This window comes from Altererythrobacter sp. CAU 1778, from assembly GCF_054482795.1.
In genome coordinates, this window is record NZ_JBTLRP010000002.1 from 667,410 (window position 1) to 693,252 (window position 25,843).

Consider the following 25,843-nt stretch of genomic DNA (forward strand, 5'->3'; position numbering starts at 1 on the left):
CGGTCAGAGGCTACCCCGACTGAAGCTCGCCTGCCAAGAGGCGGAAATCATCCGCGCGCGGCGAATTCTTCCGCCAGACGAGGGCAATCTGCCGGTGGGCGTTGGCGGATTTAAGCGGGCGGGCGACAACGTCGGTGCCGGTAAGGATACCCGCGTCCACCGCCATGCGCGGAAGGATGGTCAGGCCGAGACCATTGTCGACCATCTGCACCAGGGTGTGAAGACTGGTGCCGATCATCGTGGCGCTGGCATTCATGCCGGGGCGGTTGCAGGCGGCGAGGGTGTGGTCCTTCAGGCAATGCCCGTCTTCCAGCAGCAGCAATCGCCCTTCGTCGATCATCGCGGGCGGCACCTCTTCCGGGGGATCGCGCGGATCGTTCTTGGGGAAAGCCACGAGCAGATCGTCGGTGGCGATCACCTCTTTCTCCACTTCTCCGGTCGGAAAGGGGAGGGCCAGCAGCACGCAATCCGCGCGCCCGTGATGGAGCGATTCGATCGCGTCCTGGCTCGTCTCCTCGCGCAGGAAGAGCTTCAGCTGCGGACGTTCGCGGCGCAGGCGGGGCAGCATCTTGGGCAGCAGAAAAGGCGCGATCGTCGGGATCACACTCATCCGGAGTTCGCCGGACAACGGCTTGCCGGAGGATTGCACCAGATCGCTCAGTTCCTCCGCCTCGCGCAGCAGGCGGTGGGCCTTGGCGACCACCTGATTGCCCAGCGGCGTGAAGCGCACCACGCGGCGGCTCCGCTCCACCAGCGTGACACCCAGGAGCGATTCGAGCTCGCGGATTCCCGCCGAAAGGGTCGACTGTGAAACGAAACTCGCTTCAGCCGCGCGGCCGAAATGCGTGTGTTCGTGCAGCGCGACCAGATATTGCAGCTGCTTGATCGTGGGCAGATAGGTGCTCACGACCGCTGGCTCACTCGGCAGTTTCGGTGGGGGCGGGTTCGGTCGGAGCGTCCCCGCGAGGAGGCAGCATATCGGCGTGCATGTCGTCGACATGGGTCATCGCGAGGCGGCCCTTCTTCACTGCGAACGCCATCTTGCCCTCGACCAGTTCGAGCGCTTCCCGGCCGAAGACCTCGTAGCGCCAGCCTTCGAGGATCGGGAGATCGCGCACCCCGGACGCAAGCGCTTCCAGCTCGTTCGCCTTGGTCAGCAGGCGGCTTGCGACGTCGATTTCGCGCGCGCGGATCTTAAGCAGGAGCTTGAGCAGATCGGCAACCAGCGCGCCTTCCTTGCCCAGAGGTACGCCTGTCTTGCGTTCGGGCATCTCGTCTTTCGGCAAGGGCTCGGCAGCGGCCAGTGTGCGCATGAGCCGCTTTCCGATCTCGTTCTCCTTCCAGGCACCCGACAGGCCGCGGACCTTGGCGAGGTCGGCCTGTTTCTTGGGCGGGTGGCTGGCGATGTCGGCCAATGTCTCGTCGCGCACGATGCGGCCGCGCGGAATATTCTTGTCCTGCGCTTCGATCTCGCGCCACGCGGCGAGAGCCTTCAGTCGACCGAGCACCTGGGCATTCCGGCTGGGGGCTCGGATACGGCGCCAGGATTCGCCGGGTTCCTGTGCGTAATTAGCCGGATCGGCCAGCTTTTCCATCTCGATGTCGAGCCACGCGCCGCGCCCGGTCTTGACCAGCTTCGCAAGGATCTTCGGAAAGATTTCCGACAGGTGGGTCACGTCGCCAATGGCGTATTCGATCTGGCGGTCCGTCAGCGGGCGGCGGCTCCAGTCGGTGAAACGCGCGCCCTTGTCGATCGTCAGGCCAAGCCAGCTTTCGACGAGGTTGGCATAACCGATCTGCTCTGACTGGCTGATCGCCATCATCGCGATCTGCGTGTCGAAGATCGGCTGCGGTGTCTTGCCGGAAATGTTGTAGATGATCTCGACGTCCTGCCCGCCCGCGTGGAAGACCTTCAGCACGTCTTCGTTCTCGCACATCAGCGCGATCAGGGAAGAGAGGTCGATGCCGTCGGCCAGCGGATCGATCGCGGCGGCTTCTTCCTCATTCGCGATCTGGACCAGGCAGAGTTCGGGCCAATAGGTATTCTCGCGCATGAATTCCGTGTCGATGGTGACGAAGTCGGACTTGGCGAGCCGCTCGCACAAGGCGTCGAGCGTGGCAGTGTCGGTAATCAGGTCGTGTATTTTCATCGGTCTTTTCTTGCTCGGGCGGTGTGCCGCCCATCGGGGCACATCGCCCCAGTAAATACGCCTTGCGCCGCACGGCTTGACAAAGTGGTGGCCTTCGCCTGTTAGCGCGCCCATCCTTCGCCGCAGACCACACCCTCGGCAGACCAGGGGCGACAGCAAGCGCGCGCATAGCGCCATAGCCCGGAAAACGGAAAGATTTTAGATGCACGCCTATCGTACCCACAATTGCGCACAGCTGACGAAGGACAACGTCGGCGATACCGTCCGCCTTTCGGGCTGGGTGCATAACAAGCGCGACCATGGAGGCGTCCTGTTCGTCGACCTGCGCGACCACTACGGCATCACCCAGATTGTCGCCGATTCCGACAGCGAGGCGCTGCCCGTGCTCGAAAAGCTGCGGCTGGAATCGGTCGTCACCATCGACGGCACGGTGAAGGCGCGTGACAAGGTCGCGGTAAACCGGAACCTCCCGACCGGCGAGATCGAGGTTTTTGCGCGCGGCGTGACCGTGCAGAGCCGTGCCGACGAACTGCCGCTGATCGTCAATTCTGCCGAAGATTATCCCGAGGAAACGCGCCTCAAATATCGTTTCGTCGACCTGCGGCGGGAGCGTGTCCATGCCAACATCATGCTGCGCAACCGGGTGATCACCTCGCTGCGCCGCCGGATGATCGACCAGGGTTTCAGCGAATTCCAGACCCCGATCCTTGGCGCTTCCAGCCCCGAAGGCGCGCGCGACTATCTCGTGCCCAGCCGCCTGCATCCGGGGCGGTTCTACGCGCTCCCGCAGGCGCCGCAGATGTTCAAGCAGCTGCTGATGGTCGCCGGTTTCGATCGCTATTTCCAGATCGCTCCCTGCTTCCGTGACGAAGACCTGCGCGCCGATCGCAGCCCGGAATTCTACCAGCTCGATTTCGAAATGAGCTTCGTGACGCAGGAAGACGTGTTCAACACGATCGAGCCCGTGCTCGCTGGCGTGTTCGAGGAATTCTCCGGCGGCAAGAGCGTAACGCCCGCGGGCAGCTTCCCGCGCATTCCCTATGCCGAAGCAATGCTGAAATACGGCAGCGACAAGCCCGATCTCCGCAACCCGCTGGAGATCAGCGACGTCACGTCGCACTTCGAGAAAAGCGGCTTCGGCCTTTTCGAGAAGATCGTCGGCGGTGGTGGGCGCGTCCGCGTGGTGGCGGCACCCGAAACGCATGAAAAGAGCCGCAAGTTCTTCGACGAGATGAACGACTGGGCCCGCCGCGAAGGTTTTGCCGGCCTGGGCTACGTCACCCGCAAGGGCGGCGAGTTCGGTGGGCCGATCGCGAAGAACCACGGCACCGAAGGCATGGAGAAGCTCTATGCCGAGCTGGGTCTTGGCGAAAACGACGGCCTCTTCTTCGCGGCAGGCAAGGAAAAGGATGCTGCCAAGCTGGCAGGGGCCGCGCGCACCCGCGTTGCCGAGGTGCTGGGCCTGATCGAGGAAAACTGCTTCAAGTTCTGCTGGATCGTCGATTTTCCGATGTTCGAATATGACGAAGACCAGAAGAAGGTCGACTTCAGCCACAACCCGTTCTCGATGCCGCAGGGCGAGATGGACGCGCTGAAAAACACCGATCCGCTCGAAATCAAGGCGTGGCAGTACGACATCGTCTGCAACGGTTATGAACTGTCCAGCGGTGCCATTCGTAACCACCGCCCCGACATCATGTACAAGGCATTCGAGATTGCCGGTTACTCGCAGGAAGATGTCGACGCGAACTTCTCCGGCATGATCGAGGCGTTCAAGCTCGGCGCACCGCCTCACGGCGGCTCGGCACCGGGGATCGATCGCATCGTCATGCTGCTCGCGGACGAGCCGAATATCCGCGAGGTCATCGCATTCCCGCTCAACCAGCGTGCGCAGGACTTGATGATGGGCGCACCCTCCGTCGTCAGTCCGCGCCAGTTGCGCGATGTGCATATCCAGCTGTCCGCAGCTGCCCGCGAGGCGGTCGAGGCCGCCCCGGCGGCGGAGCAGACCGACATGAACTCGCAGGCGACCGATCGCGATCAGTCGCCGGACAACAAGAACGGCTGAGACGTGGAAAAGGGCGCGAAGGTCAGACCTTCGCGCCCTTTCCCGGTACGACGTGCTCGCTGATCAGTCGTACTGGTTTTCGATCATGTCGGCGAACTTCTCGCCTTCGCAGATTTCGGCATAGCATTGCTGCACGACCGAACGTTCCTCTGCGGCGAGATCGTCGTCGTTCAGTGCGGACTCGAACTTGCCCTTGATGTAGTCTTCGCCTTCCTCGACGCGCTCGCTCGCGGCTTCGTCGCCACGCTCGAACAGGTCCGAGATGCCGAGCCACATCTGGTGCAGTTCGCCGGTCATCGTTCCCTTGGTCACCAGTTCGTCGCCCTGGCGCTGCAGTTCGGAGTTCATCTGCTGCAACGTCTGCTCGCGGCGCGACGCGCGCTGGTTGAGGGCCTGCTTCAGGCCGCTGCTGTCCGCCTTTTCGGCGGCCTTGCGGTAGCCTTCGACCGAGTCCCAGGTGGTATCGATGAGCGATTTGAAGGTCGTGGTAGCCATAGTAAGAGCATCCTTGATTCAATTGGATAGATGCCACACCAACGGCCCTGCGCAGCATTCGCTCCGAGTTTTTATTGCGAGGGGATTCGGCTGGGCGCATGAGGCGCTCGATTGGGCGCAGGGATAGCCGCCGGGGCCGGTATCCGTTACGTCCGGCTCGATTGCAGGCGATTCCCCGAACGAACTGCCCTTGCGCTTGCCAAGCGCGTTCATTAGGGCGAAACGCAACTGATCAACCCCCATGAATAGAGGGCCAATTATGAGCGATACCGCTGACCGCGTGAAAAAGATTGTCGTCGAGCACCTCGGCGTCGAGGAAGACAAGGTCACTCCCGAAGCCAGCTTCATCGACGATCTGGGCGCAGACAGTCTCGACATCGTCGAACTGGTGATGGCCTTCGAAGAAGAATTCGGCGTGGAAATCCCCGACGATGCGGCGGAAAAGATCAACACCGTCGGCGACGCCAACAAGTATATCGAAGAACACAAGGGCTAAGCCCCTGGGTTCAGCCCGCCGCCCTCATCGAGGGGCGGGCCTGACGCCCCGTTGAAGGGTGCCGGGCCAAGCGGGCTCCGACAGGCTCAGCCCGGCGGGGCTGGGCCTGTTCTGCGTTTTGGAGAATGCTATGCGCCGTGTGGTCGTAACCGGACTTGGACTTGTCACTCCGCTTGGGGCGGACGTCGAAACCTCGTGGAAGAACCTGATAGCCGGGGAAAGCGGCGCTGGCACGATCACGCGCTTCGACGCTTCCAACCAGAAGTGCCAGATCGCGTGCGAGGTGAAGGCGAAGGACCATCCGTGGGGCTTCGACCCCGATCTTCGCGTCGACTCCAAGGTGCAGCGGCAGGTCGATCCCTTCATCATCTACGGCATCGACGCGGCAGGACAGGCGCTGGAAGATGCCGGCCTGACCGAGATGGACGAAGACCTGAAGCTTCGCGCGGGCTGCTCCATCGGTTCGGGCATCGGCGGTCTGCCGGGGATCGAACTGGAATCGATCAACCTGCATGAACGCGGCCCCAGCCGTGTCAGCCCGCACTTCGTCCACGGCCGCCTGATCAACCTGATCAGCGGACAGGTCTCGATCAAATACGGCATGATGGGGCCGAACCATGCGGTCGTGACCGCATGCTCCACCGGGGCCCATTCGATCGGCGATGCTGCCCGGATGATCAAGGACGGCGACGCCGATGTCATGCTGGCGGGCGGGGCGGAAGGCACCGTCAACCCGCTTGGCATCGCGGGCTTCGCGCAGGCGCGGGCGCTCAACACCAGTTTCAACGACCGACCGACCGAGGCGAGCCGCCCCTACGACAAGGATCGCGACGGGTTCGTCATGGGCGAGGGTGCCGGTGTCGTCGTTCTCGAGGAATACGAGCACGCCAAGGCGCGCGGCGCGAACATCTATGCCGAAGTCGTCGGATACGGCCTGTCCGGCGACGCCTATCACGTCACCGCGCCGCATCCCGAGGGGAAGGGCGCGGAGCTTTCCATGCGGATGGCGTTGCGCAAGGCCGGGCTGGAGCCGTCGGACATCGATTATATCAATGCCCACGGCACTTCCACCATGGCCGACACGATCGAACTCGCCGCTGCGAAGCGCGTCTTCGGTGACGACCTGGGCGGAGCTTCGATGAGCAGCACCAAATCCGCCATCGGTCACCTGCTCGGCGGCGCGGGTGCGGTTGAATCGATCTTCTGCATTCTCGCCATGCGCGACCAGATCGTACCGCCCACGCTCAATCTGCACACGCCGGACGAAGGCACAGAGGGCGTCGACCTCGTGCCGCTCAAGGCGAAGCAGCGCGAGGTGAAAGCCGTTCTCAACAACAGCTTCGGCTTCGGCGGGACCAATGCGTCGCTGGTCCTGAAGCGAGTCGATTGAGGTGAAAAGGTTCGGCTGCCTGCTGCTGGGCATCGTGGCTATCGTAGCGGCGATCGCGGCGGGCGCATTCCTCTATGGCTGGTACGGTTCTGGCCCGCTTGAAGAAGAGCAGGTGCTGATCGTTCCGACCGGTTCCACGCTGACCTCGGTCGCGGGAACGCTGGAGGAAAACGGCGCGATCCCTTCTGCCGACAGCTTCCTGCTGCGTGCCAAGATCATCGGTGGAAGCGAGCCGATCAAGGCGGGTGAATTCGCCGTGCCCGCAGGTGCGAGCCAGTCAGACATTCTGGCGCTGCTTCAGTTCGGCGATACCGTGCAGCGGCAGGTGACGATTCCCGAAGGAACGCCGTCGATCCTCGTCTACGAACGCTTGATGGCCGAGCCGTTGCTCACCGGCGACATCGCCGTGCCTGCCGAAGGGTCCATCCTGCCGGACACCTATGCATTCGAGCGGGGGGAGAGCCGCGCCGCCGTCCTCAAGCGGATGCAGGACGCGATGGTCGAAACCATGCGCGAACTCTGGCCCAAGCGCACGACGCGCACTGTCGTGAGCACGCCGCAGGAGGCCATGGTGCTGGCTTCCATCGTCGAGAAGGAAACCGGAGTGCCACGCGAACGCCGCATGGTCGCGGGGCTGTATTCCAACCGTCTGAAACAGCCGATGATGCTTCAGGCCGATCCGACGATCATTTACCCGCTGACCAAGGGCAAGCCGCTCGGACGCCGGATACGCCGTTCGGAAATTGCAGCGGTCAACGACTACAACACCTATTCGATGCTGGGGCTGCCCAAGGGGCCGATCACCAATCCCGGGCGCGAATCGATTGCCGCCGTGTTGAATCCGGCAGAAACCGATGCGCTCTACATGGTGGCTGACGGATCGGGCGGCCACGCCTTCGCCTCGACCCTGGAAGAGCATAACGCGAACGTCGAAAAGTGGTTCGCCCTGCGGCGCCAGCGCGGAGAAATGTGATTGGCCGAGGCGCGCGATGACGCTCCCTTTATCCTGACGACGAAGCTGCCATCCGATCTGGCAGCATGGGCGACGGCAATGCGCGCCGAGCATTTTCCGCCCGAACGCAACTTCCTCGATGCTCACGTTACGCTTTTCCACGCTCTGCCGCGTCATGCGGAAGGGGAACTGCGTCGTCTCCTGTCGGTCATCGCAGCAGAGACATCTCCGGTTCCTGCGCGGCTCGAAGGCGTGATGTCGCTGGGGCGGGGCACGGCGCTGAAACTTTCAAGCGAGTCGATGCTGCGCCTGCGCGACCGGATAGCGGACGGTATGCACGGGCTTCTCACCTCGCAGGACCAGCACCGCCCGCGATTGCACGTCACCGTGCAGAACAAAGTCAGCCCTGCGGAGGCCAAAGCCCTGCAAGCGAAGCTGGCGCCGCAGGTTCGACCAAGGGATTTTACCTTCCCCGGCCTTGCTCTTCATATCTATCGCGGCGGCCCGTGGGAGCATGTGCGCGACTGGCAATTCCGGGGGCGGCACTAAGCGGTTGACCGGGTGCGGACGCGGCCCTAAATGCGCCGCTCTGCCGGACGCGCAAGCCGCGCCGACAAGCCTTTGTGGCGGAGTAGCTCAGGTGGTTAGAGCAGCGGAATCATAATCCGCGTGTCGGGGGTTCGAGTCCCTCCTCCGCTACCATTCCTTGATCCGGAAGCTTCCACTAGCTTCCGCATTTTTCCAAAAATCGAAAGAAAAGCAGAGGGTTGCGGGTGATTCGCGTCCGCATGCGCCCATGGTCTTCCACATGCAGCCAGATTTGGTGTGGGGGTATTTTGGGGGTATTTTCGCGGAGTATCGGAAAGGAGCGATACCCCCAATGCCTCTCACGGAGATTCAGGCCCGAAATTCCGAGCCACGCGAGCGTGCCTACAAGCTGGCCGACGGGGAAGGCTTGTTCCTGTTCGTCCAGCCGAACGGGTCAAAGTTGTGGCGGATGAAGTACCGCTTCGCGGGCAAGGAGAAGTTGCTCTCGTTCGGCGCTTACCCAGAGCTCGGGATAGCTGCCGCGCGCGACAAGCGCACAGCCGCAAAGTCGTTGCTAGCAGAGGGCAAGGATCCAATGAGATCCAAGGGCGAAGTGATTTTGCAGGAGGGAGCGACCTTCTTCGAGGTCGCAAAGCGCTGGCATGAAAATCGAAAGAGCGCGTTGAATGCCGCGCATGCCGACCGCGTCTGGTCGCGTATGCGTTTGGCCCGCTTCGAGCTTGTCCGTCCCTTGAAGCATGGGCACATCACCGCCGATCAACTCGAGGAGAGCAACTGGGAAACGGTGGATCCAACCGAATTTCGCCGCCTGTGGCAGGTGGAGGTCGATGACGCCGCATCAAATCACAAGCGCGAGCGCCTGCATCTTGCAACCGGCCTACTGCTTCCGGTGTGGGACAAACTACCTTCCGACTATGTTCGCGTCAGCAGGATCTCGGAGCGAGACGGACGCTCGCTGTTAGGCCGGGAGGTTCCGCTCCATTGTGTGCCCGAACTATGCCAGGCGCTTGGGCTCGAAGACGAAAATGCCTTTTCGGCAGAGCAAATCGTCGATGCGGTGCTCGGGACAGGGCGACCGATGCAAATCAAAAGCCGCGAAGCGCTTACGCTCAAGCGCAGCCTCGTGAATGGCGCGCAGCGGCTCGAACTGGCTGGTTGGTCGGCGTCGCGCCTCGACTGGTACAAGGCACATGGGTGCTTCACCGAGATCATACGCTATCAGACGCGACTTTTCGTCCCGACGACGAACGCTGTGGCGGTGTTGGCGCGGCTCGCAGGCCAAATTTGACGTATCTTGCCAAATGGCATTAAAAATGCTATATGCTGCCATATGGAGAATAGTCATGTTGGCTTTGCAACCCATTGATACCGTCCCCCACGCCTTCCGGCCCGATCCTGTAACCCAAGAGGAAGCAGCGGCGATGTTCCGCGCCGTGCTGAACCTGTTTGGGAAATGGGAACTAACTGACGAACAAGCCGCGACTTTGCTCGATATGCCGGTTCGCTCCTATCGGCGGTGGAAGGCTGAGGGTGCAGGCCGTGTCTCGCGCGATGGCGCGGCGCGGCTCTCCAACCTGATGGGTATCCACAAGGCGCTGAGGATCATCTTTTCCGAAGCCCAACGTGGCTACGGCTGGATCAAGGCAGGTAACGCCGCTTTTGCCGGAGCGAGTGCGCTCGACGTCATGCTTGGCGGCGAGCTGACTGATATCATGCGGGTACGTCGCTATCTTGATGCCGAACGTGGTGCGTGGTGATTGATCCCAAGGCAATTCCGGTTACCCAATTCGAGTGGAAAGGTGCTGTACGGATTATCCGCAGTGCCTTTCCACCGATCGACTTGTTCGAAGATATCGCAGACCCCGCAGACTGGCCGCTGCTGATTTCCGCAGAGCAAAAAACCAATCCGCGCATAATGGCGACGATCGGCAATCTCGATCTGGTGCCGGCTGATCGCCGAGTAGCCGGCAATGGCGCATCCTATCTGATGGCGCCGTTCACGCATGTTAGCACGGACCGGCCCAGTCGCTTCACCGATGGGACCTACGGCGTGCTATACGCGGGGGATACATTCGAAACAGCGCTGTTCGAAACAATCCATCATCATGCCCGCTTCATGGCTCGCACTGTAGAAGCCCCAGGCTGGACATCACAGTTTCGTGAGATCATCCTTTCGGTAAGCGCTGATCTTCACGATCTCAGGAGCCTTGCCGCAGGTGATCCCGCGCTTAATCCCGACAACTATGCTGCATCGCAAGCCCTCGCTGTTGAGCTCAAAGAGGGCGGGGCCGAAGGTCTTGTCTATCCGAGTATCCGGCATCCTGGCGGCGAATGTATCGGCTTGTTCTACCCCGATTGTGCATCCGACCCCATTCAGGGACGTCACCTCGACTACCACTGGGATGGAACGGGTGTCGATCTGGTTCGAGACACTGGCACAGGGGCGGTGTTTCGAGTGGTCGATGCTGCGTAGGCTGAAGAGCAAAAGTCTGGATTCTGCTGCGGTGATTCCGCCGACCTTGCGCCTAATTCTCGTTGCTCAACCGTTGATCTGGCGCTTAGCCTCAAAGTTCATTTAAGAAACTGAATTGGTAATTTGCGCGCCACACTCCTTATGACCTAAGTGATCTGTCCCTGGGGCGCGCTCATTCCGCCGAATGGGCGCATTTACATGCTGTAGTTACAGCTGATTATCTAGGAAACAATTTGCGAAGTCCGGTTCTAGCCCGCTTGAATGCCGTAGCTCAGATCAAGGATCTGCATACAAAATTATCCTCTCTCAGGCCCTATCGGTGTTCTCCCATCGAACATATACCGATCTTCAAGGGGGCTATTAGTGCACAATCACAATCGACACGAGTCTGGTAATGCGTCCCAAGTTGATGGGGGCGAGCCAACACTGGCTGCTGAGAGTCAGCAGCCAGCAGTTACAATTCCTTATCGGGCGAACCTGCTCGGTAACATCGAGCAGGCCCTGAAGGGTTTGCAGGGCTACGGCATTATGGCGCTGGAGCTCATTCAGAATGCGGACGATGCCGGATCCAAGCGGTTGTTCTTCGATGCGCGGGATGATGCGCTTTTCGTCGGAAACGATGGGGAGTTCAGCAGTTGCGGCCTCCAGGACGCGGAGTGCCCCTGGCTTCAAACCGGTGACGAATCCGGTCTGAAGCGACCCTGCAATTTTCATGCGATCGCCGAGATGGGAAGTAGGAGTAAGCTCCACGCTGCCGAGCAGATCGGCAGGTTCGGCATCGGCTTCGTCTCCGTCTACCAGATTACGGACACCCCGATCGTTCGATCCTCTCGTGTCGAGCTTCGCCTCAACCCGCAGACCCAGGAGGTGATCAAGATCGATGTCGGTCCGACAGTCGGGACCGAGTTCATCCTGCCTTGGGCATCGTCTCACTCCGAGGTCCGCGAAGGCCTAAACGCGTCTCCCACTCCCGATGATGTCGCAGACAAGGTCGTAGCGGAGGTTGACCTCGTCCTGCAGGGCAGCCTTTTGTTCCTCCGCCATGTCGAGCATGTGGAGTTGCGTCGCAACGGTATTCCAGTCGTTTCGGTCGACATCGATCGCTCGGGTGAGGATGTGACGCTTCGCTTCTCGCCGTCCGGCGATATCCAGCGATGGCTCGTTCTTGCGAGACAGGCCGACGACGTGCTTGCCGCTTCGAAGTTATTCGAACGCTTCGAGGCACTGGCGCGATTGGAGCGTTCGCTGACGGTCAGCGTTGCGGTGCCTCTCAATCTCGAGCAAGTCGACGGCCTGCTCTACGCATATTTGCCCACGCGCCAGTCCATGCGCATGCCGATCCATGTGAATGCCGACTTCTTTCCGCATGCAAGTCGACAGGCCATCGTCCTCGAGGGTGAGCAGCATGAGAGATATTGGAACGAGGCACTTATCGAGACCGCGGCGGCAGCGCTCTCGGAGAACTTCGTTCGTATCCGCGACCTGCTCGGCCCGACGCGGTTCTGGGCGCTTGCGGACTCGGCATTTCAGCGCAAAGCGGAGCCCGCGTTCAAGTCGTTCTGGGACAGGCTCGCGGCGGTAGCGGCTAAGACGCCGTCCATTTGGACCACGCGCGGCGAATGGCGGGTGGCGAAGGAGACCTTCCTTCCGCCGGACTCGATGACGACGGTGGATCAGAGCGCAGTGGCGGACCTCGGCCTCGCGCTAATCTGTCCCGAACTTCGTCGCTATTGGAGCGTGTTATCGAGCATCGGGGCGCACCAACTACGTCTTTCCAGCCTCATCGCCGCCCTGGAGGCCCGCGGAGTCGATGCGACAAACGGCGGCGGCGAAGCACTTCGACGTCTCTGGTCAGCGATCAGTGTGATGATCGAGGCACCGTCTGAGAAAAATGCTCTCATCACGGTGTTGCCGAAGCTTAAGGCCATACCCTTCATCATCGACGTTGACGCCGCTCCGATCAGCCCCAAGGACGCACGTAGGCTTCCGCTGGGCGTATCGCGTCACGCGCTGCACAAGATCGTCCCCACTCGCCGAGTGGTGCATGAGGATGTGCTTCAGTCGCCCCAGCTGGCGAACCTCGTGCCCGAGTATCTCCTCGACGATCTCGCTGCGGATCTTGCCAGTGTGATCACCGACGAGGCTGCAGCCGAAGCTGCCATCGGAACAGTTGATACGGATGTACGACGCTTCTATTCCCTGCTGACGTCCTTTCCAGCCGAGCGCAAGGTTGGATCCGTTGCCCATATTCTTGCAAATTGCCCGATGCTCCGGACGGGCACCGGGTTCGTCAGCCCATCGCGAGGACAGTTACCTGGGGACTTCCGTGACCCTATCGGTCACTTCGAGATCGTCGAAAGCCGGCTGTTCGTCCAGGGCATGCGCGAACTGGCGCGCAGCGTGCTGCGGGTCGATGTCCTAACCTTCCGTGCCTACGTGACTGAGCATCTCGAGGAGATCATCACAAGTGGCGTGACGCGCCAACAATATGGTGCGTTGATCACCGAGATCGTCAATCATCGCTCGCAGCTGGACGATGATGGAACGCTCGGGATTCTTGCCAAAATTGCGTTCGTGCGCACGCGCGCAGAGACTTATGTACGGCCGGATGAAGTGTACTTCTGGTCAGCGCCTCTGGAGGCCATCCTTGGAACAGATCCGGCTCGCTGGGTAGATCAGGGGTGGATTCCCGGTGACGTGCTGCCAAGGTCTAGAGACCTATTCGACCGCCTCGGCATGCCTTTCACGGTCGCGGCGGAACACATTGTCGATAGGATCGAAACCATTTCGGCGGCTGGCGATGGGCTGCAGGCCATCGTAGATGGTACTACCCCGATCATTCGACACATTCTTGATCGCTGGACACATTTTACGCCTGACGATCGGGGGGCATTGAGCCGGCTAAAAGACGTAAAGTTTCTTGCGGCTATCGTCGACGGAGAGCGCGAGGACGGCTTTAGATATCCGCCGAACGGCCTCTACCGAGCGGGTCGCGCGCCCGGCTTTTCGTCCCAGGTGCCGGTGGTCGAGATGACTGCATTGCGCCAGGCTAATGCAGCGGTGCTCGAGTTCCTCGATTTGATCGAGATGCCGGCGGAACCGCCCACGGAAAACATCGTCGCACATCTCGAACACTGCATGCGTACGGGTTCGGCGGTGAACGACTTGACGTACCAGATGCTGAACGAAAGGTTGGAACGTGGGGATGAGGCGGCATGTATCGACCGCCTCGAAGGAACTGATTTCATTTATGTGCCCGACGTTGGCTTCATCGGTGCTGGAGAGGTCTTCTGGCTCCCTCCTCTCTTCGGCGGGTATTGGCATACTGCCAGTTCGCGGATGCGGCAGCGCGAGCAGCTCTATCGTCGTCTCGGTGTTCTAGATTCACCGGAGCCACGCCATTTCGCGACCCTCGCACTAACCATCGCAGCGAGCACCAATCTGTCAGCTACCGATGTAGCGATTCATGGCCGATGTCTTGCCTCGCTCGCTGAAGCGCTCGAGCGGGAAGACGCCGGTTCGACGGATGCCGTAGATATGCTGGTAGATGAAAACGCATTCCTGAACGTGGGGGGCGGCGCGACCTGGACCGGCGAAGCGGTCTGGCTGGATTCCGAGCAGCTGGCCGCATCGTTCGGCTCTGTGCTCGACGAACGCCTCATTCGACTGCCAGACCTTAGTCGGTCGACCTCTTCCCGGTTTCTGAAACGTCTGGATGTGCCAGCTCTTACCGACATTGCGCAGTTTCGGTTGGCTGAGGAGCCTCAAGGCTCAATTGCGGCTGATGCAACGTCGCTCCTGCAGTCGCGGGCGGACTTGCTGCTCTGGCTTGCACCAAATCGCACGAGCCGCCTGGCCTTGCGGGAGCTTCTTCCAGCTGCCGAGATCCGCCTTTCAAATCAGTTGCTGGTGCAGGCCGAGATCGACGCGTTCGATCCTCCGGTGAGATCCCCCGCTGCATCGGCACCAGCTTATCTCGACCGGGAGGCTGGCGTGCTGCATCTCCGCAGTTCGACAGGACGGGTGGATTGGGCGGCGGCGTTTCGCGCGCTGTTTTCTGAAGTCGAGCGTTTCTGTCCAACGACCGAAATTCCACCATTGTGCATGACAGCAGCCTACATCATGTCGCAAGACGATTGGGCAGAGGCCGAGCAGGCGTTGCTCGCGGCGGACTTCAAGGCACCGGACGATCTGGATGTCAGTTTCGAGATCGGGCGTGAACTTGAGGACGAGCCTGAAGACGAGACATCTGACGATGAACCGACGGATCCTGCCGCAGCTATCCCTGAAGATGAATATACGTCATCCGGCGAAAGCCTCGCTACCGATGAGATCGCGGACGAAGAGCCAGATGTCGACTTTGCGATGATGAAGCCGAGGATTGTTGCGTCTGAGAGCGGGGTTGCAAATGGAAGCGAACGAGGTAACGCTGCCTCAACTGTGAGCGGCACGGGCGGCTCGGCAGGTCGGACAACCTACAACAAAGACGCGGAAGAAAACGCCAGCGACGACGAAGAGGAGGATGACAACGCCTACGGGTCTGCCTCCAGCCGTGGCGCATTTGGAGCTGAACCGGAAGGGGATGACTTAAGGGGCGACCATGCAGAGCGCAAAAAGGCGCACGCCCGTGGGCGGTCCGACAGGCAAGGTCGCGGTGACCGTTCGCCATTCCGGAATGACGGTGGCCGGCAGAGCGATGCTGCAGCCGAGCGCCAGGTGCGGCGCTCTCGCATGCTCTCCTATGTGTCGCGCAGTGGTAGCCGCGGCGACGGTGACGCCAATACGGCCTCTGGATCCGATGATATCGCCGATCTAATCGATGCCGCGGCTATGAAGGCAGCGCTTAGCTACGAGCAGGGTCGTGGTTGGGACCCTGAGCGACAGCCGCATTTCAATCGCGGTTTCGATATCGTCTCGAAGTCACCTACTGGTGGCCGACGCCTGATTGAGGTCAAAGGCCTCGACGATGAATGGACCGAACGCGGCATCAAGCTTAGCCATGTCCAATTTTCGATGGCCCGCGAGCATCCAGATGAATTTTGGATCTACATCGTCGAGTACGCCCGCGACCTAGAGCGCCAGAAAGTTACAGCGATCGGCAATCCGTTCGGTAAGGTCGAGGAATACTGGTTCGACCACAATTGGCGTGAGGCTTCGGAAGAGCGGGCTTCGTCACGCGACATACACCTCAAGGAAGGGTTGAAGGTTCAGCACCAAATTTGGGGCAAGGGTGTGGTCGTCGAGATCAAATCCCGTGGTCTCATTCCATTCGTCGTGGTCGATTTTGGATCAATCGAAGGTCGCCGCGGTATCCCCTTCAACTCTTCGCTGAAGCTTCTTGATTAATGCCCAGATGCTACCCGGACCCGAACAATGCGGTTTCTGATTCCAATGCAGAGCTCGTTGTCTACCGAGCTCTCGCAGAGCAGCTTGGTCCCGACTACGTTATCCTACATTCGGTCGCGTGGATTTCGCGTCCTGGCGGTGGCGGTCCACGTGAGGGGGAAACCGACATCCTCATCGCTCACCCTACTCGGGGTTTGCTTGCGATCGAGGTGAAGGGTGGACGCGTGTCGCTCGACTATCGCACTCGAACCTGGGTTTCGATCGACGTGAATGACGTCACTCACGAAATAAAGAATCCATTCGAGCAGGCGCGGCGAGGCAAATTCGCGCTGCTAGAGAAACTGAGAGAGAGCCCCGCTTGGAAGAGGCTTAATATCGGTCGGTTTCCTCTTGGATATGCGGTCTTTGTGCCCGGCGTCGGCGATGGCAGCCGGCTGAGAGGCCCCGATGCGCCCGTCGAAATTATCGGCGATCGTAGCGACCTGTCTGATCTGAACGCATGGGTAGAACAGGCATTTGCTTATTGGGAAGGTCAGGAAAGAGCCGGCAAGCAAATTGGGACGCGCGGCGTGGATGCCCTCGTGGTTCTCTTTGCGCGCACCGTCTCGACTCGCCCGCTTCTTTCGGCTCGCATATCCGACGAGGACGATGCCAGGCTTAATTTGACAAATCGCCAGGCTGCTATCCTGGACATGCTAAGGCGGCAACGCAGGGTAATGATCGCCGGTGGCGCCGGGACCGGAAAGACCCTTATAGCGCGCGAGAAGGCCGTCCGCTTAGCGTCAGAGGGGATGCGGACCCTGCTGCTTTGTTACAATCGCGGCCTTGCGGACCATCTTCGGGAGCAGTGTGCCGGGATCGAGGGCCTCGATGTCGCGACCTTTCACCAGGTTTGTCACCGATGGATCGACCGTGTGAAAACAAAGACCGGCCGGGACCTGCTCGCCGAGGCCCGTGCCGATCTGCCTGGCGCCCACGAGTTCGATCATCACATGCCGATGGCATTGGCTGTTGCGGTCGACGCGCTCGGCCCGATCTACGACGCAATCGTGGTGGATGAGGCGCAGGACTTTGGTGACGAATATTGGTTGCCCGTCGAGATGCTGCTCACCCGGCCGAGCGAGGCCATGCTCTACGTGTTCCTGGACGAAAACCAGGACATCTATCGCCGTTCCGCCAACATTCCTGTTCCCAGCGAGCCGATGGTGCTCGACCGCAACTGCCGCAATACTGATGCGATCCACGCGGCAGCCTACAGTCACTATCGGGGTGCAGCTGTAGAGCCGCCCGAGATTGTTGGCGTCAGCGTCGATCGCATTCTCGCCTCCGATATGGAAAAACAAGCAAAGTCGATCGGTGCGTTGGTCACGAAGCTGGTGGTCGATGAGGATGTGCCCCCGCACGAGATTGCTATCCTGTTGTGCGATCCCGCCGATCGTCCAGCGCGGGAGCGCGCGCTTCAGAAATTGCCAATTCCCGCAGCTGTCAAACTCGGGCGTGTAGAGGATTTCGGCCCCGGCCGCCTGACGGTCGACACAGTCGCGCGTTTCAAGGGATTGGAGCGCGCCGTCATAATCCTTTGGGCATTCGACACCTGCGACACCAACCGGGACCGGGAAACGCTTTACGTCGGAATGTCTCGCGCGAAGTCAGTGTTATTCCTCTGCGGAACACGGGACGCGTGTGATCGCATCCTTGGGTGATTTTTGGTGCTGATAAGGCCCAATATCACCGTAGGGCAGTAGTCAAAGTACTAATTCCAACGTGCCACGTCATTTCTGAATGGTCGATCGGCCTAGCGCATCAGCGGTGGGGGAACGGCGACTATCCTGCAGCGGATTTTTAAAACCAGCCTGCCCTGAGCCGCCAAACCGGCATGGATTGAGAGAGAAGGGCGCTTGCTTCTGTTTGAGCCGAATGAGTGTCGAAGGTCGATGCCTGGGCTCGCAATCAGGAGTATGTTTCATGATCAAGTCGATCCCGTTAACCAAGTTGGTCCAGTCCCCTCGCAATGTGCGCCGTCATAGTGACCCAGCCGCAGATGCTGAACTGAAAGCGAGCATTGCCGCCCACGGATTGTTGCAGAACCTCATCGTTCGGCCAGCAGCTCGTGGCAAATTCGAGGTTGAAGCCGGAGAGCGCCGCCGGTGCGCCTTGCTGGCGCTTTCCGAGGAGAAAGTTCTGCCGAAGGGCTACGAGGTTACCTGCCTCGTGCTTGAGGACGATGCGGAAATAGCCATCGAAACGAGTCTGGCCGAAAACTTCCATCGCCTCGCGATGAACCCGGCCGACGAAGCGCAGGCGTTCGCTGCCCTGATCGAGGCAGGCGCATCGATGGAGGATGTCGCGCGCCGGTTCGGACTGACGGTCCGCTTCGCTGAAGGCCGTCTGCGTCTCGCCACCCTTGCACCCGTCGTCTTCGATGCACTGGCGGCCGGCGAAATCACTCTCGATCTCGCCAAAGCTTTCGGCGCGACCTCCGACCAGGAAATTCAGGCTCGCGTCTATGAACAGGCGTCCTCGGGCTATTATGCGCCCAGCGCCGACAGCATCCGGCGCATGGTGCTCTCTGGCACGGTTCGCGGCAGCGACGCTCGGGCCCGTCTTGTCGGGCGCGAGGCCTATATCGCTTCAGGTGGCCGGATCGAACGCGAACTATTCGACGACGATGACAGCGAGTCCTGGGTTGATGTCGCGCTTCTCGAAACCCTCGCCTCGGAGGAGATGGAAAAGCGCGCCAAGGCGCTCGCAGCAGAGCAGGGTCTTGCCTGGGTCAAGCCGACGCTTGACGCCTATGCCAGTCATGATCTTGTGGAAGGCCTCATTCGCCTTCCGGCCGAACCGGCTCCGTTGACTGACGCCGAACTGGCTCGCCTTGATGAGCTCGATGCCTCGTACGACGAGCATGCGGCCATTCTTGAAGACGAAGACAGCGCCGAAGAAGCAATTGCTGCGGCCGAGGCTTCGATCGAAGCGATCGAGCGCGAATGCCAGGACATTCGGGCAAAGCCCCCGGAGCTGGCACCCGAACTGAAGGCCGATGCCGGAATGATCCTCGTTCTCTCGCGCGATGGCACACCGGTTCTCCAGCCGGTGTTCTACGGCGAGCGCGACATCGAAGTCGTTGGTGACGAAGATGTCGTCGAAGTCGTTGCGAGTGTCGGCAGTGATGGCAAACGCCGTGCAGCGCTTTCCAAGCGTCTGGTCGACGAACTTGCGATGCAACGTCGTGACGTGCTTGCGCTCCACGTGGCATCGGATCCCGGCCTTTCGCTCGACATCATGGTCTTCACCCTCGCGGATGCCGACACCTACGACTGGCGGTCACGCGCGGCCACGACCCTGCGTGGCGGCGTCCCCGCGGGTCCGATTGCCGGGTTCGAATCGAAGGATGCGCCGGCAAGCGCATCGCTTGCGGACCTGCGCTCGGGTCTCGATGAGAGTTGGCGAGCTGGCGAAGACGCTTCGTCGCGCTTCAAGATGTTTCGGGCACTCGCTGATGAAAGTCGCGCAGCATGGCTCGGCTTTGTCGTCTCTCGCACGCTCGAAGCGAGCCTCAACATGGCAGGCGAACGCCAAATCGCGTTCCAGGATCATCTGGGCAGCGCGATCGGCATCGATATGGCGCAATGGTGGCGTCCGACCGCGGCAAACTACTTCGACCGCGTCTCAAAGCAGGTCATCCTTGATGCGCTCACCGATGTTGGCGGTTTGGAACTGTCCTCGCGCTTCGCATCGGTGAAAAAGGGCGATCTTGCGATGAGCGCCGAACGCGTCTTCGCGGGGACCTACATCACCGAAGTCGAAGTTCGGGAAAGGGCGCTCGCCTGGGTGCCCGAAGTCATGCGCTTTGCCGACCAGCCGGAAATTCCTGCCGATAACGAAGCGCAAAGTCCCGACGCGGATTTCGTCGCCAACGACGACAATCAGCCTCCGAGCGAGCTGGCCGCCTGACCTCCTCCTGATAGGAACGGCTGCTCGCCACCGTGAAGCGGTCCTCCGGCACATGCCGGGGGGCCGCTTCCTTCATGGAAAGAGAGCGGAGGGGGCTCCGGGATCTCCGGCACTGACCGACGGAACTGTCGTCAGGCCATTTCAGGAGATCCAACATGGCCTATCGCAAGGGACAAAGCGGCGGAGTGTCGCCTGCTACCCGTATCACCCAGGAAATCATCGCCCGCCTCGAGTCAGGCACGAAGCCGTGGATCAAGCCATGGCGCGGTGTGCCAGTCTCGCGCCCATTGCGGGCGTGCGGCATCCCGTATCGCGGCATGAATGTATTCTGGCTCTGGATGGTTGCCGACATGTGCGGTTACGCCTCGCCGTTCTGGATGACCTACAATCAGGCCAATGAACTGGGCGCACAGGTGCGCAAGGGTGAAAAATCCACCATCGCCATCTTCTACAAGAGCTATACCAAAGAAGTCGAAGCCCCCGAAACCGGCGAAAAAACCGACGAAAGTCGTCGTGTGCTGAAGGCCTATCCGGTTTTCAATGCTGATCAGGTCGAAGGTCTGCCCGAGCGTTTCCATCCCGCCGCGACGCTTGAGGTGGTAGAGCCCGAGGGCCGTCAGGCTGAACTCGACTCATTCTTTGCCCGTATTCCGGCCGTGCTGCGGCATCAGGGCTACGAAGCCTATTATGAGCCAGTGGCTGACCGGGTGACAATGCCGCCCGCGCATCTCTTCTCGGGCTTCGACCACTATTACGCGACGCTCGCGCACGAGCTGTCGCATTGGACCGGCCATGCCAGTCGCCTCGACCGCAATCTCAAGAATCGATTTGGTTCCGCAGCTTACGCTGCCGAGGAACTCATTGCCGAACTTTCGAGCGCCATGCTTGGCGCTGAACTCGGTCTGCCAGTCACCCACCTCGAGAGCCATGCCAGCTATATCGAGCACTGGCTCAAGCTCCTGAAGCAGGATGACCGTGCCATTCTCACCGCTGCCGCGAAGGCTGAGGAAGCATCAAGGCTTTTGCTCAGACTCGGAGGACGGATCTCTGCCGATGATACCGACGAGGCGTCCGCCGACGCTGCGTTGGCCGCCTGAAGGAGGGTGTCATGGGCCGATCGGTCAGTTACCCCAGCGGGGCCATTGTCGCCTTCACTGTGCTCGAAGTCGAAAACGACGACGACTGGGACTTCGAATATGAGTGGCTCCGCGAGGATCTGCGTGAGCGCGCAGGGCGGGCATTCCCTTCTCTGATCGCGCACGACGGTTGGCGAGGCCGCGAAGACCGCATCCTCATGCGCAATGCCTATGCGGATTTCGGCGTGTCGGTTTACGCCGGCCTGGTTGCGGTGTGGCTCGTCGAGCGTGACGATGGCGCCTATTGGGATGCCGATTGGCGCACGGCCAGATCGCCCAGAGCGCAGCGCTGGCTGTCCCAGATCACCCCGCGTTTTGAAGCCCTATTCGGCGACTACGTCTGCCTCGGTTATATGTCGAACGGTGAGCGCGTCTACGCAAAACGGGTAGCCTGATGCGCCAGTCACTTTGATCGTGACAAGGTGCCTGTCCTCCCTGACGAAGCCTGCATGTGCATTCATGGTCTGAAGCCATGCGAGAGAGGCCCTGGGCCAGCCGCCAGTCTTCCGCAACCCGGCTTGCGCAGGCCCGAGTTGGCCCGGCCCTACGGGCCGTTGGCCTGCCCGCGCCAGCCTGCCCAAGCGGGTTTCCCCTGCCGGGTGCGGAGACTGCCTCAAGCTGGCCCTGACGGGCTCTCGCTGGCGCAGCCATGAGCGGGTGCGTCAGCCTCTCGCCAGTCAGGAGGACAATACCCATGCACTCATCATTTTTCGACCAACTTGCCGGCCTCGATCTTTCCGGTTTTTCGATTGGTCCCGCCCCGGTTTCCACCAATGATTTTCCGGTCCACGATGCGGTCGTCCAGACGCTCGAAGCTGTATGGTCCGATCTATTTGCGATGGTCTCTGGGACTGCGCTGGAGGCCGATGCCGAGGACCTCGGCTGGGCGTTCGTCAACATCTTCCACCGTTCCGCAACCCGCAAATCGACCGCAGTCGACCGCGCAACCGACGAAGTCCGAGCGCTCCTGGCCACTGCCGATGGATCCGAAATTCACACCCATGAACTCGAGAGCCAGGTTGAGCGGGCACAGTGTGCCGAAGGGGCCATGATCGCTCTCGAAGAGATGCGCGAAGTGGCCGCTGCCCTCTATCTCAACGAATTCGGCTCCTCGTGGAAGCCCGTGTCGAGTTCGCGCTTCAATCACAGCGCCATGCTGACTTCCGCGCTTGTCGAGGGGCGCGAGTTCGTCCGAGCCCGGTCCGAAGCCAAGCGCCGCGCCGCCATGCCAGAAGGTACGCCGGTGATATTTGCCGGTGGCCGCACACGCCATCCAAACGAGCAGGACGCTCTCACTTTTGCCAACAACGTCTGGGCTACTCTGGACAAGGTTCACGACCGGGTTCCTGACATGGTTCTTGTCCACGGCGGTGATACCAAGGGCGTTGACCGCCTGGCATCTTCATGGGCGGAACGACGCAACATCCCGCAAATCAGCTTCTCCCTCGACATGCGCCTGGGGGCACGCGCAGGCTTCAAGCGCAACGAGCGTATGCTCTCGCTTGACCCCCGTTATGTCGTTGCCTTTCCCGGAAACGGAGTCCTGGAGCGCCTCGTCATCGAAGCGAAATCCCGTCGGATTACCGTCGTCGATCGCCGCGGTCCGCTTGGAACTTCTCCCAAGCGCGCGGCTCAGGATACCGACTGATGCGTCCGGCATCGCGCCAGCGCCATCGGCGCTGGCGCAGTCCGTCAGAGGAAAGAGATCGCCTGATATCGTGGGCAAGACGATCGGTTCTTGCCCGCACATTGCAGGAGAAATCTCATGACTGATTTTCAGGCAATCATGGCGGATTTTGCTGTCCGCCAAGCCGAACGCGCGGCGCAGGCACAAAGTGAAATCCAACGGCTCAAGGCAGCTATCATTGCCCCGCTGCGGAATGCCGAAATTGCCCGCGTAGAAATCCGTTTCGATGGGTGCGGCGACAGCGGTGCGGTCGAAGAATGCGTCTTCTCTAACGCCGGCGGGGCGAGTGTTCCGTGTCCCGAAGTGACGATCGACTGTGCTGGAGAAGGCGACGACCAGAGCCTCAATTCCTCCCTCGAGCAACTGACTTACCTTGCTCTCGAACGCCATCATCCCGGATGGGAAATCAATGATGGTGCTTGCGGCGAACTGGTCATCGACGTGGCTACGCCGAATTTCGTTCTGGACTGCCAGCTGCGTTACACGGCGACCGACGACCAGGCGTCTCTAGGAGAAGTGCGATGGCTCATTGCTATTATCACGCCCTATCGTCGGTTCGGAAATGGGGAGGGGTGGTGGACGATTACCTCCCGCTCCACCAATGGTTTGACCAGTCAAAGGCGATCTTTGCTGATCCGCGGCACCGGGCCCTTCGGCACCATGCCGAAGGCATATTCATGCTCGAAACGCTGTTCGGGCCTACTATCGTCAACGCCGACAGCCGTGTTGTGCCCGTTCGCCTTGTAGGCGAACAGCACGTCCGCGAGGACTTGGGTACGATTCCTTCCTTTGCGGATTGGGGGCGCCTAATCACGCCCCAAGACTGGATGTTGCGGGGTCATCGTCTGGAAGAGCCTATGCCGCTTGGCACTGTGGAGACTGCTGCTGGCGGTGCGTTTTCAGGGGGTCTTTCGTCCGCTTCGGGAGGAGCGTCCGTAGTCGAGATATGATGTCGCCTTCGAGGCAGGCGAGGTCAGGGGGTACGTGGCATCCCGATAATACGAAAAGTCATGGCTTGGCCTGTGCAAGGCACTCGGGACCAACCCGGCCTGTAAGTAAACCTTTCCTGAAGCATCCCCGTCGAGACGCGCAACCCCGATCAGTTCCGGCCGAGTTGCCGGGCTGCGCCCGGCTGCCCGCACCACCCGAACCAGATCGAGGTTTCCCCTCGGTGCGCTTCGCCGTGGCCGCTTCCTAGTCGGGTTTGCAGCCGGGATGGACCCGGAATGCTCGATCAGGAGAAAGACCATGACCAATCTCGTAATCCTCGTTGGCCGCATCGCCCGCGATCCCGAAACACGTACGACCCAAGGCGGCACCAACATCACCTCGATCTCGGTCGTCACCGACCGTCCCGCCCGCAAGGACGGCAAGACCTACAAGGACGAAAACGGCTACACCGCCAAGGACAGCGAATTCCACCGCGTGACCTGCTTCAACGGGCTCGGCCAGAACGTCGCAAAGTATTGCACCAAGGGCCAGCTCGTGACGGTCGAGGGGCGCATCCACTATACGCAGTGGGAAGACCAGGACGGCACCAAGCGCTACGGCTGCGAGATCATCGCCGACAAGGTGGACTTCCTCACCAAAGGCCGGGCGTCGAACAATGAGGGTGCGCCCGACATCGACGAGGACTGAGTTCTTCCCGCAAACAACAAGGCTCCGATGGTTCGCGCCATCGGGGCCTTTTTTTGTGCTCGCTGGCGTGAACGGCGGGGCGGGGCATCGAGCCCACACCCAGCCGCGGTTGAAGTGTCAGGCTGGGGAGAGCCGCTTGAGAGCATCGTCGATTCCGATGGTAAGCGATGCGCGGATGAGCTGCTTCAGTTGCGCCGGTTCGATCGTCTCGGCTCCGCATTCGAGAAGAACCTTGCCCAGTTCGCCGGCTGCTTCATCACGGAGCCTGGCCTCCTGTGCATCGAGTTCTTCGCGCTGCTCCCGCAGTTTTTTGAGCGCATTACGCGCGCTCGGTTTGGACCTGGCCATCAGATTATCCTTTCGCTGGCCGTTGGTCCCCTCCACGCGCGACAGTGCCAGCATGGGGCCATGTAGGAAAACGGTTTTTGCCGCGATGCCAGTGCTTTTCACGCTGACGTTGGAGAGGTCTCTCTCGCAGAAAGTCCAAGTGTGATGCGGGCTTTGGGGCCGCGTCAAGGACGACGGGGTCCCACCATTTTTACCGGGCAAGCCCGGTAAAAATCGTTTCCCCCATCGCCGCTTCGCGGCCGCGCTATGCGCGGTCCCTGACCCGGCCCGTCACCCACATCCCCGCAGCTCCTGATGCGACGCATCGAACATCAGGAGGAAAGATCATGTACGCTTCACTGAACATCGCGCAGGGTTCATTCCAGGCAGATCAGGCAGCTTTCGTTGCCGCACTCGACAAGGCTCATGCCCGGTCCCTTCACAGCTACTTCACCCAATATGTCCTGACCGATGGTGAGGCAGGTTACATCGCGGTCGATGAGGGCGATTACGGCGCACTGCCCAAGGCCATGCTGGACCGGGTCATCGACACTGTGCCCGGAAAGCTGAGCGATGGATTCTGAGGCTACACACAAGGAGGAAGTCCGTCAGGGCTTCCTCCTTTCTTTTTGCTCGGGTCCCGTATCGTCCCTCCCCTGGGTTTCGCGCGAGCATTCCCTGCAGCATCAGTGCTCGGCGTCCGACACATCGAATTCCTCCAGCCGATCGGGCATGTCGAGCACCTTCATGGCCGCTGCTGAAATGGCCTCGGCCTTCGTCGGAAAGGCTTCCGCTGAACTGATCCACACGCCGCTCGAATAGGTCACGGTTGCCTGGAATCCGTTGCCTTTGGGCGTCGCGCTCAGTGCTACATCCGCCATAGCCATGCTCCTGGTGGAGTGCCCGCGACACCATTCTTCCTGCCGGCGGACTCGATCGATCTTTAACACAATCGGCAATCGAGCGGCATGGTATTCATCCCTTGGTCTTGGGACTTCAAAACCGCCGATCCCGTGCTGGTCATGACACTGGAACCTACCCTCTAAGCTGGGGACGGAAGAGCACACCCTACGCCGCCATGCGGCAGAAAGAGATTATTAAACAATAGGGTACGCGAAGTTGTTCCTCTACAAGGAGGAGCAAGTCAATGCAAGCAAATGGCTATTTGCTACCAGCAATCGA

The 25,843-nt window shown here is 60.7% G+C and carries 21 protein-coding genes, 1 tRNA gene and 3 pseudogenes; 20 read left to right on the top strand and 5 right to left on the bottom strand.

Translation table 11 applies throughout. The features are described 5' to 3' along the window. Nucleotides 1-10: 10 nt before the first annotated feature. Both ACXYN8_RS11410 and rnd read right to left on the bottom strand, forming a co-directional pair. A complete protein-coding gene (locus ACXYN8_RS11410) occupies nt 11-907 on the bottom strand; it encodes a hydrogen peroxide-inducible genes activator (protein ID WP_458889567.1) in 897 nt (298 codons plus the stop codon). 10 nt (nt 908-917) lie between these two features. Further along, complete coding sequence (gene rnd / locus ACXYN8_RS11415; RefSeq protein ID WP_458889568.1) at nt 918-2,150, bottom strand: ribonuclease D; 1,233 nt, start codon at nt 2,148-2,150, stop codon at nt 918-920. 202 nt (nt 2,151-2,352) lie between these two features. Here rnd and aspS point away from each other — a divergent pair, with 202 nt between their 5' ends. Beyond that, a complete protein-coding gene (aspS, locus tag ACXYN8_RS11420; protein WP_458889569.1) occupies nt 2,353-4,218 on the top strand; it encodes an aspartate--tRNA ligase in 1,866 nt (621 codons plus the stop codon). 63 nt (nt 4,219-4,281) lie between these two features. Here aspS and ACXYN8_RS11425 read toward each other — a convergent pair whose 3' ends face one another. Then, entirely contained in the window at nt 4,282-4,713 is a 432-nt protein-coding gene (locus ACXYN8_RS11425) for a ferritin-like domain-containing protein (protein ID WP_458889570.1), read from the bottom strand. 259 nt (nt 4,714-4,972) lie between these two features. Between ACXYN8_RS11425 and ACXYN8_RS11430 the strand changes: the two genes are divergently transcribed. The 18 genes and pseudogenes from ACXYN8_RS11430 (at nt 4,973) to ACXYN8_RS11515 (ending at nt 24,334) form a co-directional block, all read left to right on the top strand. After that, complete coding sequence (locus ACXYN8_RS11430) at nt 4,973-5,209, top strand: acyl carrier protein (RefSeq protein ID WP_458889571.1); 237 nt, start codon at nt 4,973-4,975, stop codon at nt 5,207-5,209. A gap of 130 nt (nt 5,210-5,339) precedes the next feature. After that, nucleotides 5,340-6,599 carry a beta-ketoacyl-ACP synthase II gene (gene fabF / locus ACXYN8_RS11435; protein WP_458889572.1) on the top strand — a complete coding sequence of 420 codons (1,260 nt, stop codon included), beginning with the start codon at nt 5,340-5,342 and terminating at the stop codon, nt 6,597-6,599. Nucleotide 6,600: 1 nt separating this feature from the next. Then, entirely contained in the window at nt 6,601-7,572 is a 972-nt protein-coding gene (gene mltG, locus ACXYN8_RS11440; RefSeq protein WP_458889573.1) for an endolytic transglycosylase MltG, read from the top strand. Continuing rightward, nucleotides 7,573-8,100 carry a 2'-5' RNA ligase family protein gene (locus ACXYN8_RS11445; protein ID WP_458889574.1) on the top strand — a complete coding sequence of 176 codons (528 nt, stop codon included), beginning with the start codon at nt 7,573-7,575 and terminating at the stop codon, nt 8,098-8,100. It abuts the gene before it with no gap. A gap of 76 nt (nt 8,101-8,176) precedes the next feature. Further along, a tRNA-Met gene (locus tag ACXYN8_RS11450) sits at nt 8,177-8,253 on the top strand. 178 nt (nt 8,254-8,431) lie between these two features. Then, a pseudogene (locus tag ACXYN8_RS11455) lies at nt 8,432-8,674 on the top strand (Arm DNA-binding domain-containing protein); the annotation flags it as partial. 123 nt (nt 8,675-8,797) lie between these two features. Next, nucleotides 8,798-9,388: pseudogene (locus ACXYN8_RS11460) on the top strand (strawberry notch C-terminal domain-containing protein); the annotation flags it as partial. 55 nt (nt 9,389-9,443) lie between these two features. After that, nucleotides 9,444-9,857, top strand: a complete 414-nt coding sequence (locus tag ACXYN8_RS11465) for an MbcA/ParS/Xre antitoxin family protein (protein ID WP_458889604.1) — start codon at nt 9,444-9,446, stop codon at nt 9,855-9,857. After that, complete coding sequence (locus tag ACXYN8_RS11470; protein ID WP_458889576.1) at nt 9,854-10,573, top strand: RES family NAD+ phosphorylase; 720 nt, start codon at nt 9,854-9,856, stop codon at nt 10,571-10,573. The genes ACXYN8_RS11465 and ACXYN8_RS11470 overlap by 4 nt, the downstream gene beginning before the upstream one ends. 363 nt (nt 10,574-10,936) lie before the next feature. After that, nucleotides 10,937-15,919, top strand: coding sequence for a protein NO VEIN domain-containing protein (locus ACXYN8_RS11475; RefSeq protein WP_458889577.1), 4,983 nt, complete (start codon nt 10,937-10,939; stop codon nt 15,917-15,919). Continuing rightward, nucleotides 15,919-17,622 carry a nuclease-related domain-containing DEAD/DEAH box helicase gene (locus tag ACXYN8_RS11480; protein ID WP_458889578.1) on the top strand — a complete coding sequence of 568 codons (1,704 nt, stop codon included), beginning with the start codon at nt 15,919-15,921 and terminating at the stop codon, nt 17,620-17,622. The genes ACXYN8_RS11475 and ACXYN8_RS11480 overlap by 1 nt, the downstream gene beginning before the upstream one ends. Before the next feature lie 262 nt (nt 17,623-17,884). Further along, the gene (locus tag ACXYN8_RS11485) at nt 17,885-19,873 is read left to right on the top strand and encodes a ParB/RepB/Spo0J family partition protein (RefSeq protein ID WP_458889579.1); all 1,989 of its coding nucleotides are present in this window, start codon (nt 17,885-17,887) and stop codon (nt 19,871-19,873) included. Between the two features lie 155 nt (nt 19,874-20,028). Further along, nucleotides 20,029-20,970 carry an ArdC family protein gene (locus ACXYN8_RS11490; protein WP_458889580.1) on the top strand — a complete coding sequence of 314 codons (942 nt, stop codon included), beginning with the start codon at nt 20,029-20,031 and terminating at the stop codon, nt 20,968-20,970. Between the two features lie 11 nt (nt 20,971-20,981). Beyond that, on the top strand, nt 20,982-21,404 hold the full coding sequence (locus ACXYN8_RS11495; RefSeq protein WP_458889581.1) for a hypothetical protein: 423 nt from the start codon (nt 20,982-20,984) through the stop codon (nt 21,402-21,404). Between the two features lie 299 nt (nt 21,405-21,703). Next, complete coding sequence (locus ACXYN8_RS11500; protein WP_458889583.1) at nt 21,704-22,657, top strand: DUF2493 domain-containing protein; 954 nt, start codon at nt 21,704-21,706, stop codon at nt 22,655-22,657. A 138-nt stretch (nt 22,658-22,795) separates the two neighbouring features. Further along, a pseudogene (locus ACXYN8_RS11505) lies at nt 22,796-23,182 on the top strand (DUF6878 family protein); the annotation flags it as partial. 35 nt (nt 23,183-23,217) lie between these two features. After that, on the top strand, nt 23,218-23,646 hold the full coding sequence (locus ACXYN8_RS11510) for a DUF6915 family protein (protein ID WP_082819998.1): 429 nt from the start codon (nt 23,218-23,220) through the stop codon (nt 23,644-23,646). A gap of 298 nt (nt 23,647-23,944) precedes the next feature. Next, entirely contained in the window at nt 23,945-24,334 is a 390-nt protein-coding gene (locus tag ACXYN8_RS11515; protein ID WP_038575578.1) for a single-stranded DNA-binding protein, read from the top strand. A 117-nt stretch (nt 24,335-24,451) separates the two neighbouring features. On the opposite strand, the gene ACXYN8_RS11520 is transcribed toward ACXYN8_RS11515, so the two are convergent. Beyond that, a complete protein-coding gene (locus ACXYN8_RS11520) occupies nt 24,452-24,784 on the bottom strand; it encodes a DUF6437 family protein (protein WP_458889584.1) in 333 nt (110 codons plus the stop codon). A gap of 224 nt (nt 24,785-25,008) precedes the next feature. Between ACXYN8_RS11520 and ACXYN8_RS11525 the strand changes: the two genes are divergently transcribed. Continuing rightward, a complete protein-coding gene (locus ACXYN8_RS11525) occupies nt 25,009-25,245 on the top strand; it encodes a hypothetical protein (RefSeq protein ID WP_458889585.1) in 237 nt (78 codons plus the stop codon). A 102-nt stretch (nt 25,246-25,347) separates the two neighbouring features. On the opposite strand, the gene ACXYN8_RS11530 is transcribed toward ACXYN8_RS11525, so the two are convergent. Next, nucleotides 25,348-25,542, bottom strand: a complete 195-nt coding sequence (locus ACXYN8_RS11530) for a hypothetical protein (protein ID WP_458889586.1) — start codon at nt 25,540-25,542, stop codon at nt 25,348-25,350. Between the last annotated feature and the right edge of the window lie 301 nt (nt 25,543-25,843).

What these genes read in the sequence shown, in the direction of transcription:
- ACXYN8_RS11430 (WP_458889571.1), top strand. Translation starts at nt 4,973, where the DNA reads ATGAGCGATACCGCTGACCGCGTGAAAAAGATTGTCGTCGAGCACCTC.
- aspS (WP_458889569.1), top strand. Translation starts at nt 2,353, where the DNA reads ATGCACGCCTATCGTACCCACAATTGCGCACAGCTGACGAAGGACAAC.
- ACXYN8_RS11510 (WP_082819998.1), top strand. Translation starts at nt 23,218, where the DNA reads ATGGCTCATTGCTATTATCACGCCCTATCGTCGGTTCGGAAATGGGGA.
- ACXYN8_RS11500 (WP_458889583.1), top strand. Translation starts at nt 21,704, where the DNA reads ATGCACTCATCATTTTTCGACCAACTTGCCGGCCTCGATCTTTCCGGT.
- ACXYN8_RS11490 (WP_458889580.1), top strand. Translation starts at nt 20,029, where the DNA reads ATGGCCTATCGCAAGGGACAAAGCGGCGGAGTGTCGCCTGCTACCCGT.
- ACXYN8_RS11485 (WP_458889579.1), top strand. Translation starts at nt 17,885, where the DNA reads ATGATCAAGTCGATCCCGTTAACCAAGTTGGTCCAGTCCCCTCGCAAT.
- rnd (WP_458889568.1), bottom strand. Translation starts at nt 2,150, where the DNA reads ATGAAAATACACGACCTGATTACCGACACTGCCACGCTCGACGCCTTG.
- ACXYN8_RS11465 (WP_458889604.1), top strand. Translation starts at nt 9,444, where the DNA reads ATGTTGGCTTTGCAACCCATTGATACCGTCCCCCACGCCTTCCGGCCC.
- ACXYN8_RS11525 (WP_458889585.1), top strand. Translation starts at nt 25,009, where the DNA reads ATGTACGCTTCACTGAACATCGCGCAGGGTTCATTCCAGGCAGATCAG.
- fabF (WP_458889572.1), top strand. Translation starts at nt 5,340, where the DNA reads ATGCGCCGTGTGGTCGTAACCGGACTTGGACTTGTCACTCCGCTTGGG.
- ACXYN8_RS11495 (WP_458889581.1), top strand. Translation starts at nt 20,982, where the DNA reads ATGGGCCGATCGGTCAGTTACCCCAGCGGGGCCATTGTCGCCTTCACT.
- ACXYN8_RS11515 (WP_038575578.1), top strand. Translation starts at nt 23,945, where the DNA reads ATGACCAATCTCGTAATCCTCGTTGGCCGCATCGCCCGCGATCCCGAA.
- ACXYN8_RS11530 (WP_458889586.1), bottom strand. Translation starts at nt 25,542, where the DNA reads ATGGCGGATGTAGCACTGAGCGCGACGCCCAAAGGCAACGGATTCCAG.
- ACXYN8_RS11425 (WP_458889570.1), bottom strand. Translation starts at nt 4,713, where the DNA reads ATGGCTACCACGACCTTCAAATCGCTCATCGATACCACCTGGGACTCG.
- ACXYN8_RS11480 (WP_458889578.1), top strand. Translation starts at nt 15,919, where the DNA reads ATGCCCAGATGCTACCCGGACCCGAACAATGCGGTTTCTGATTCCAAT.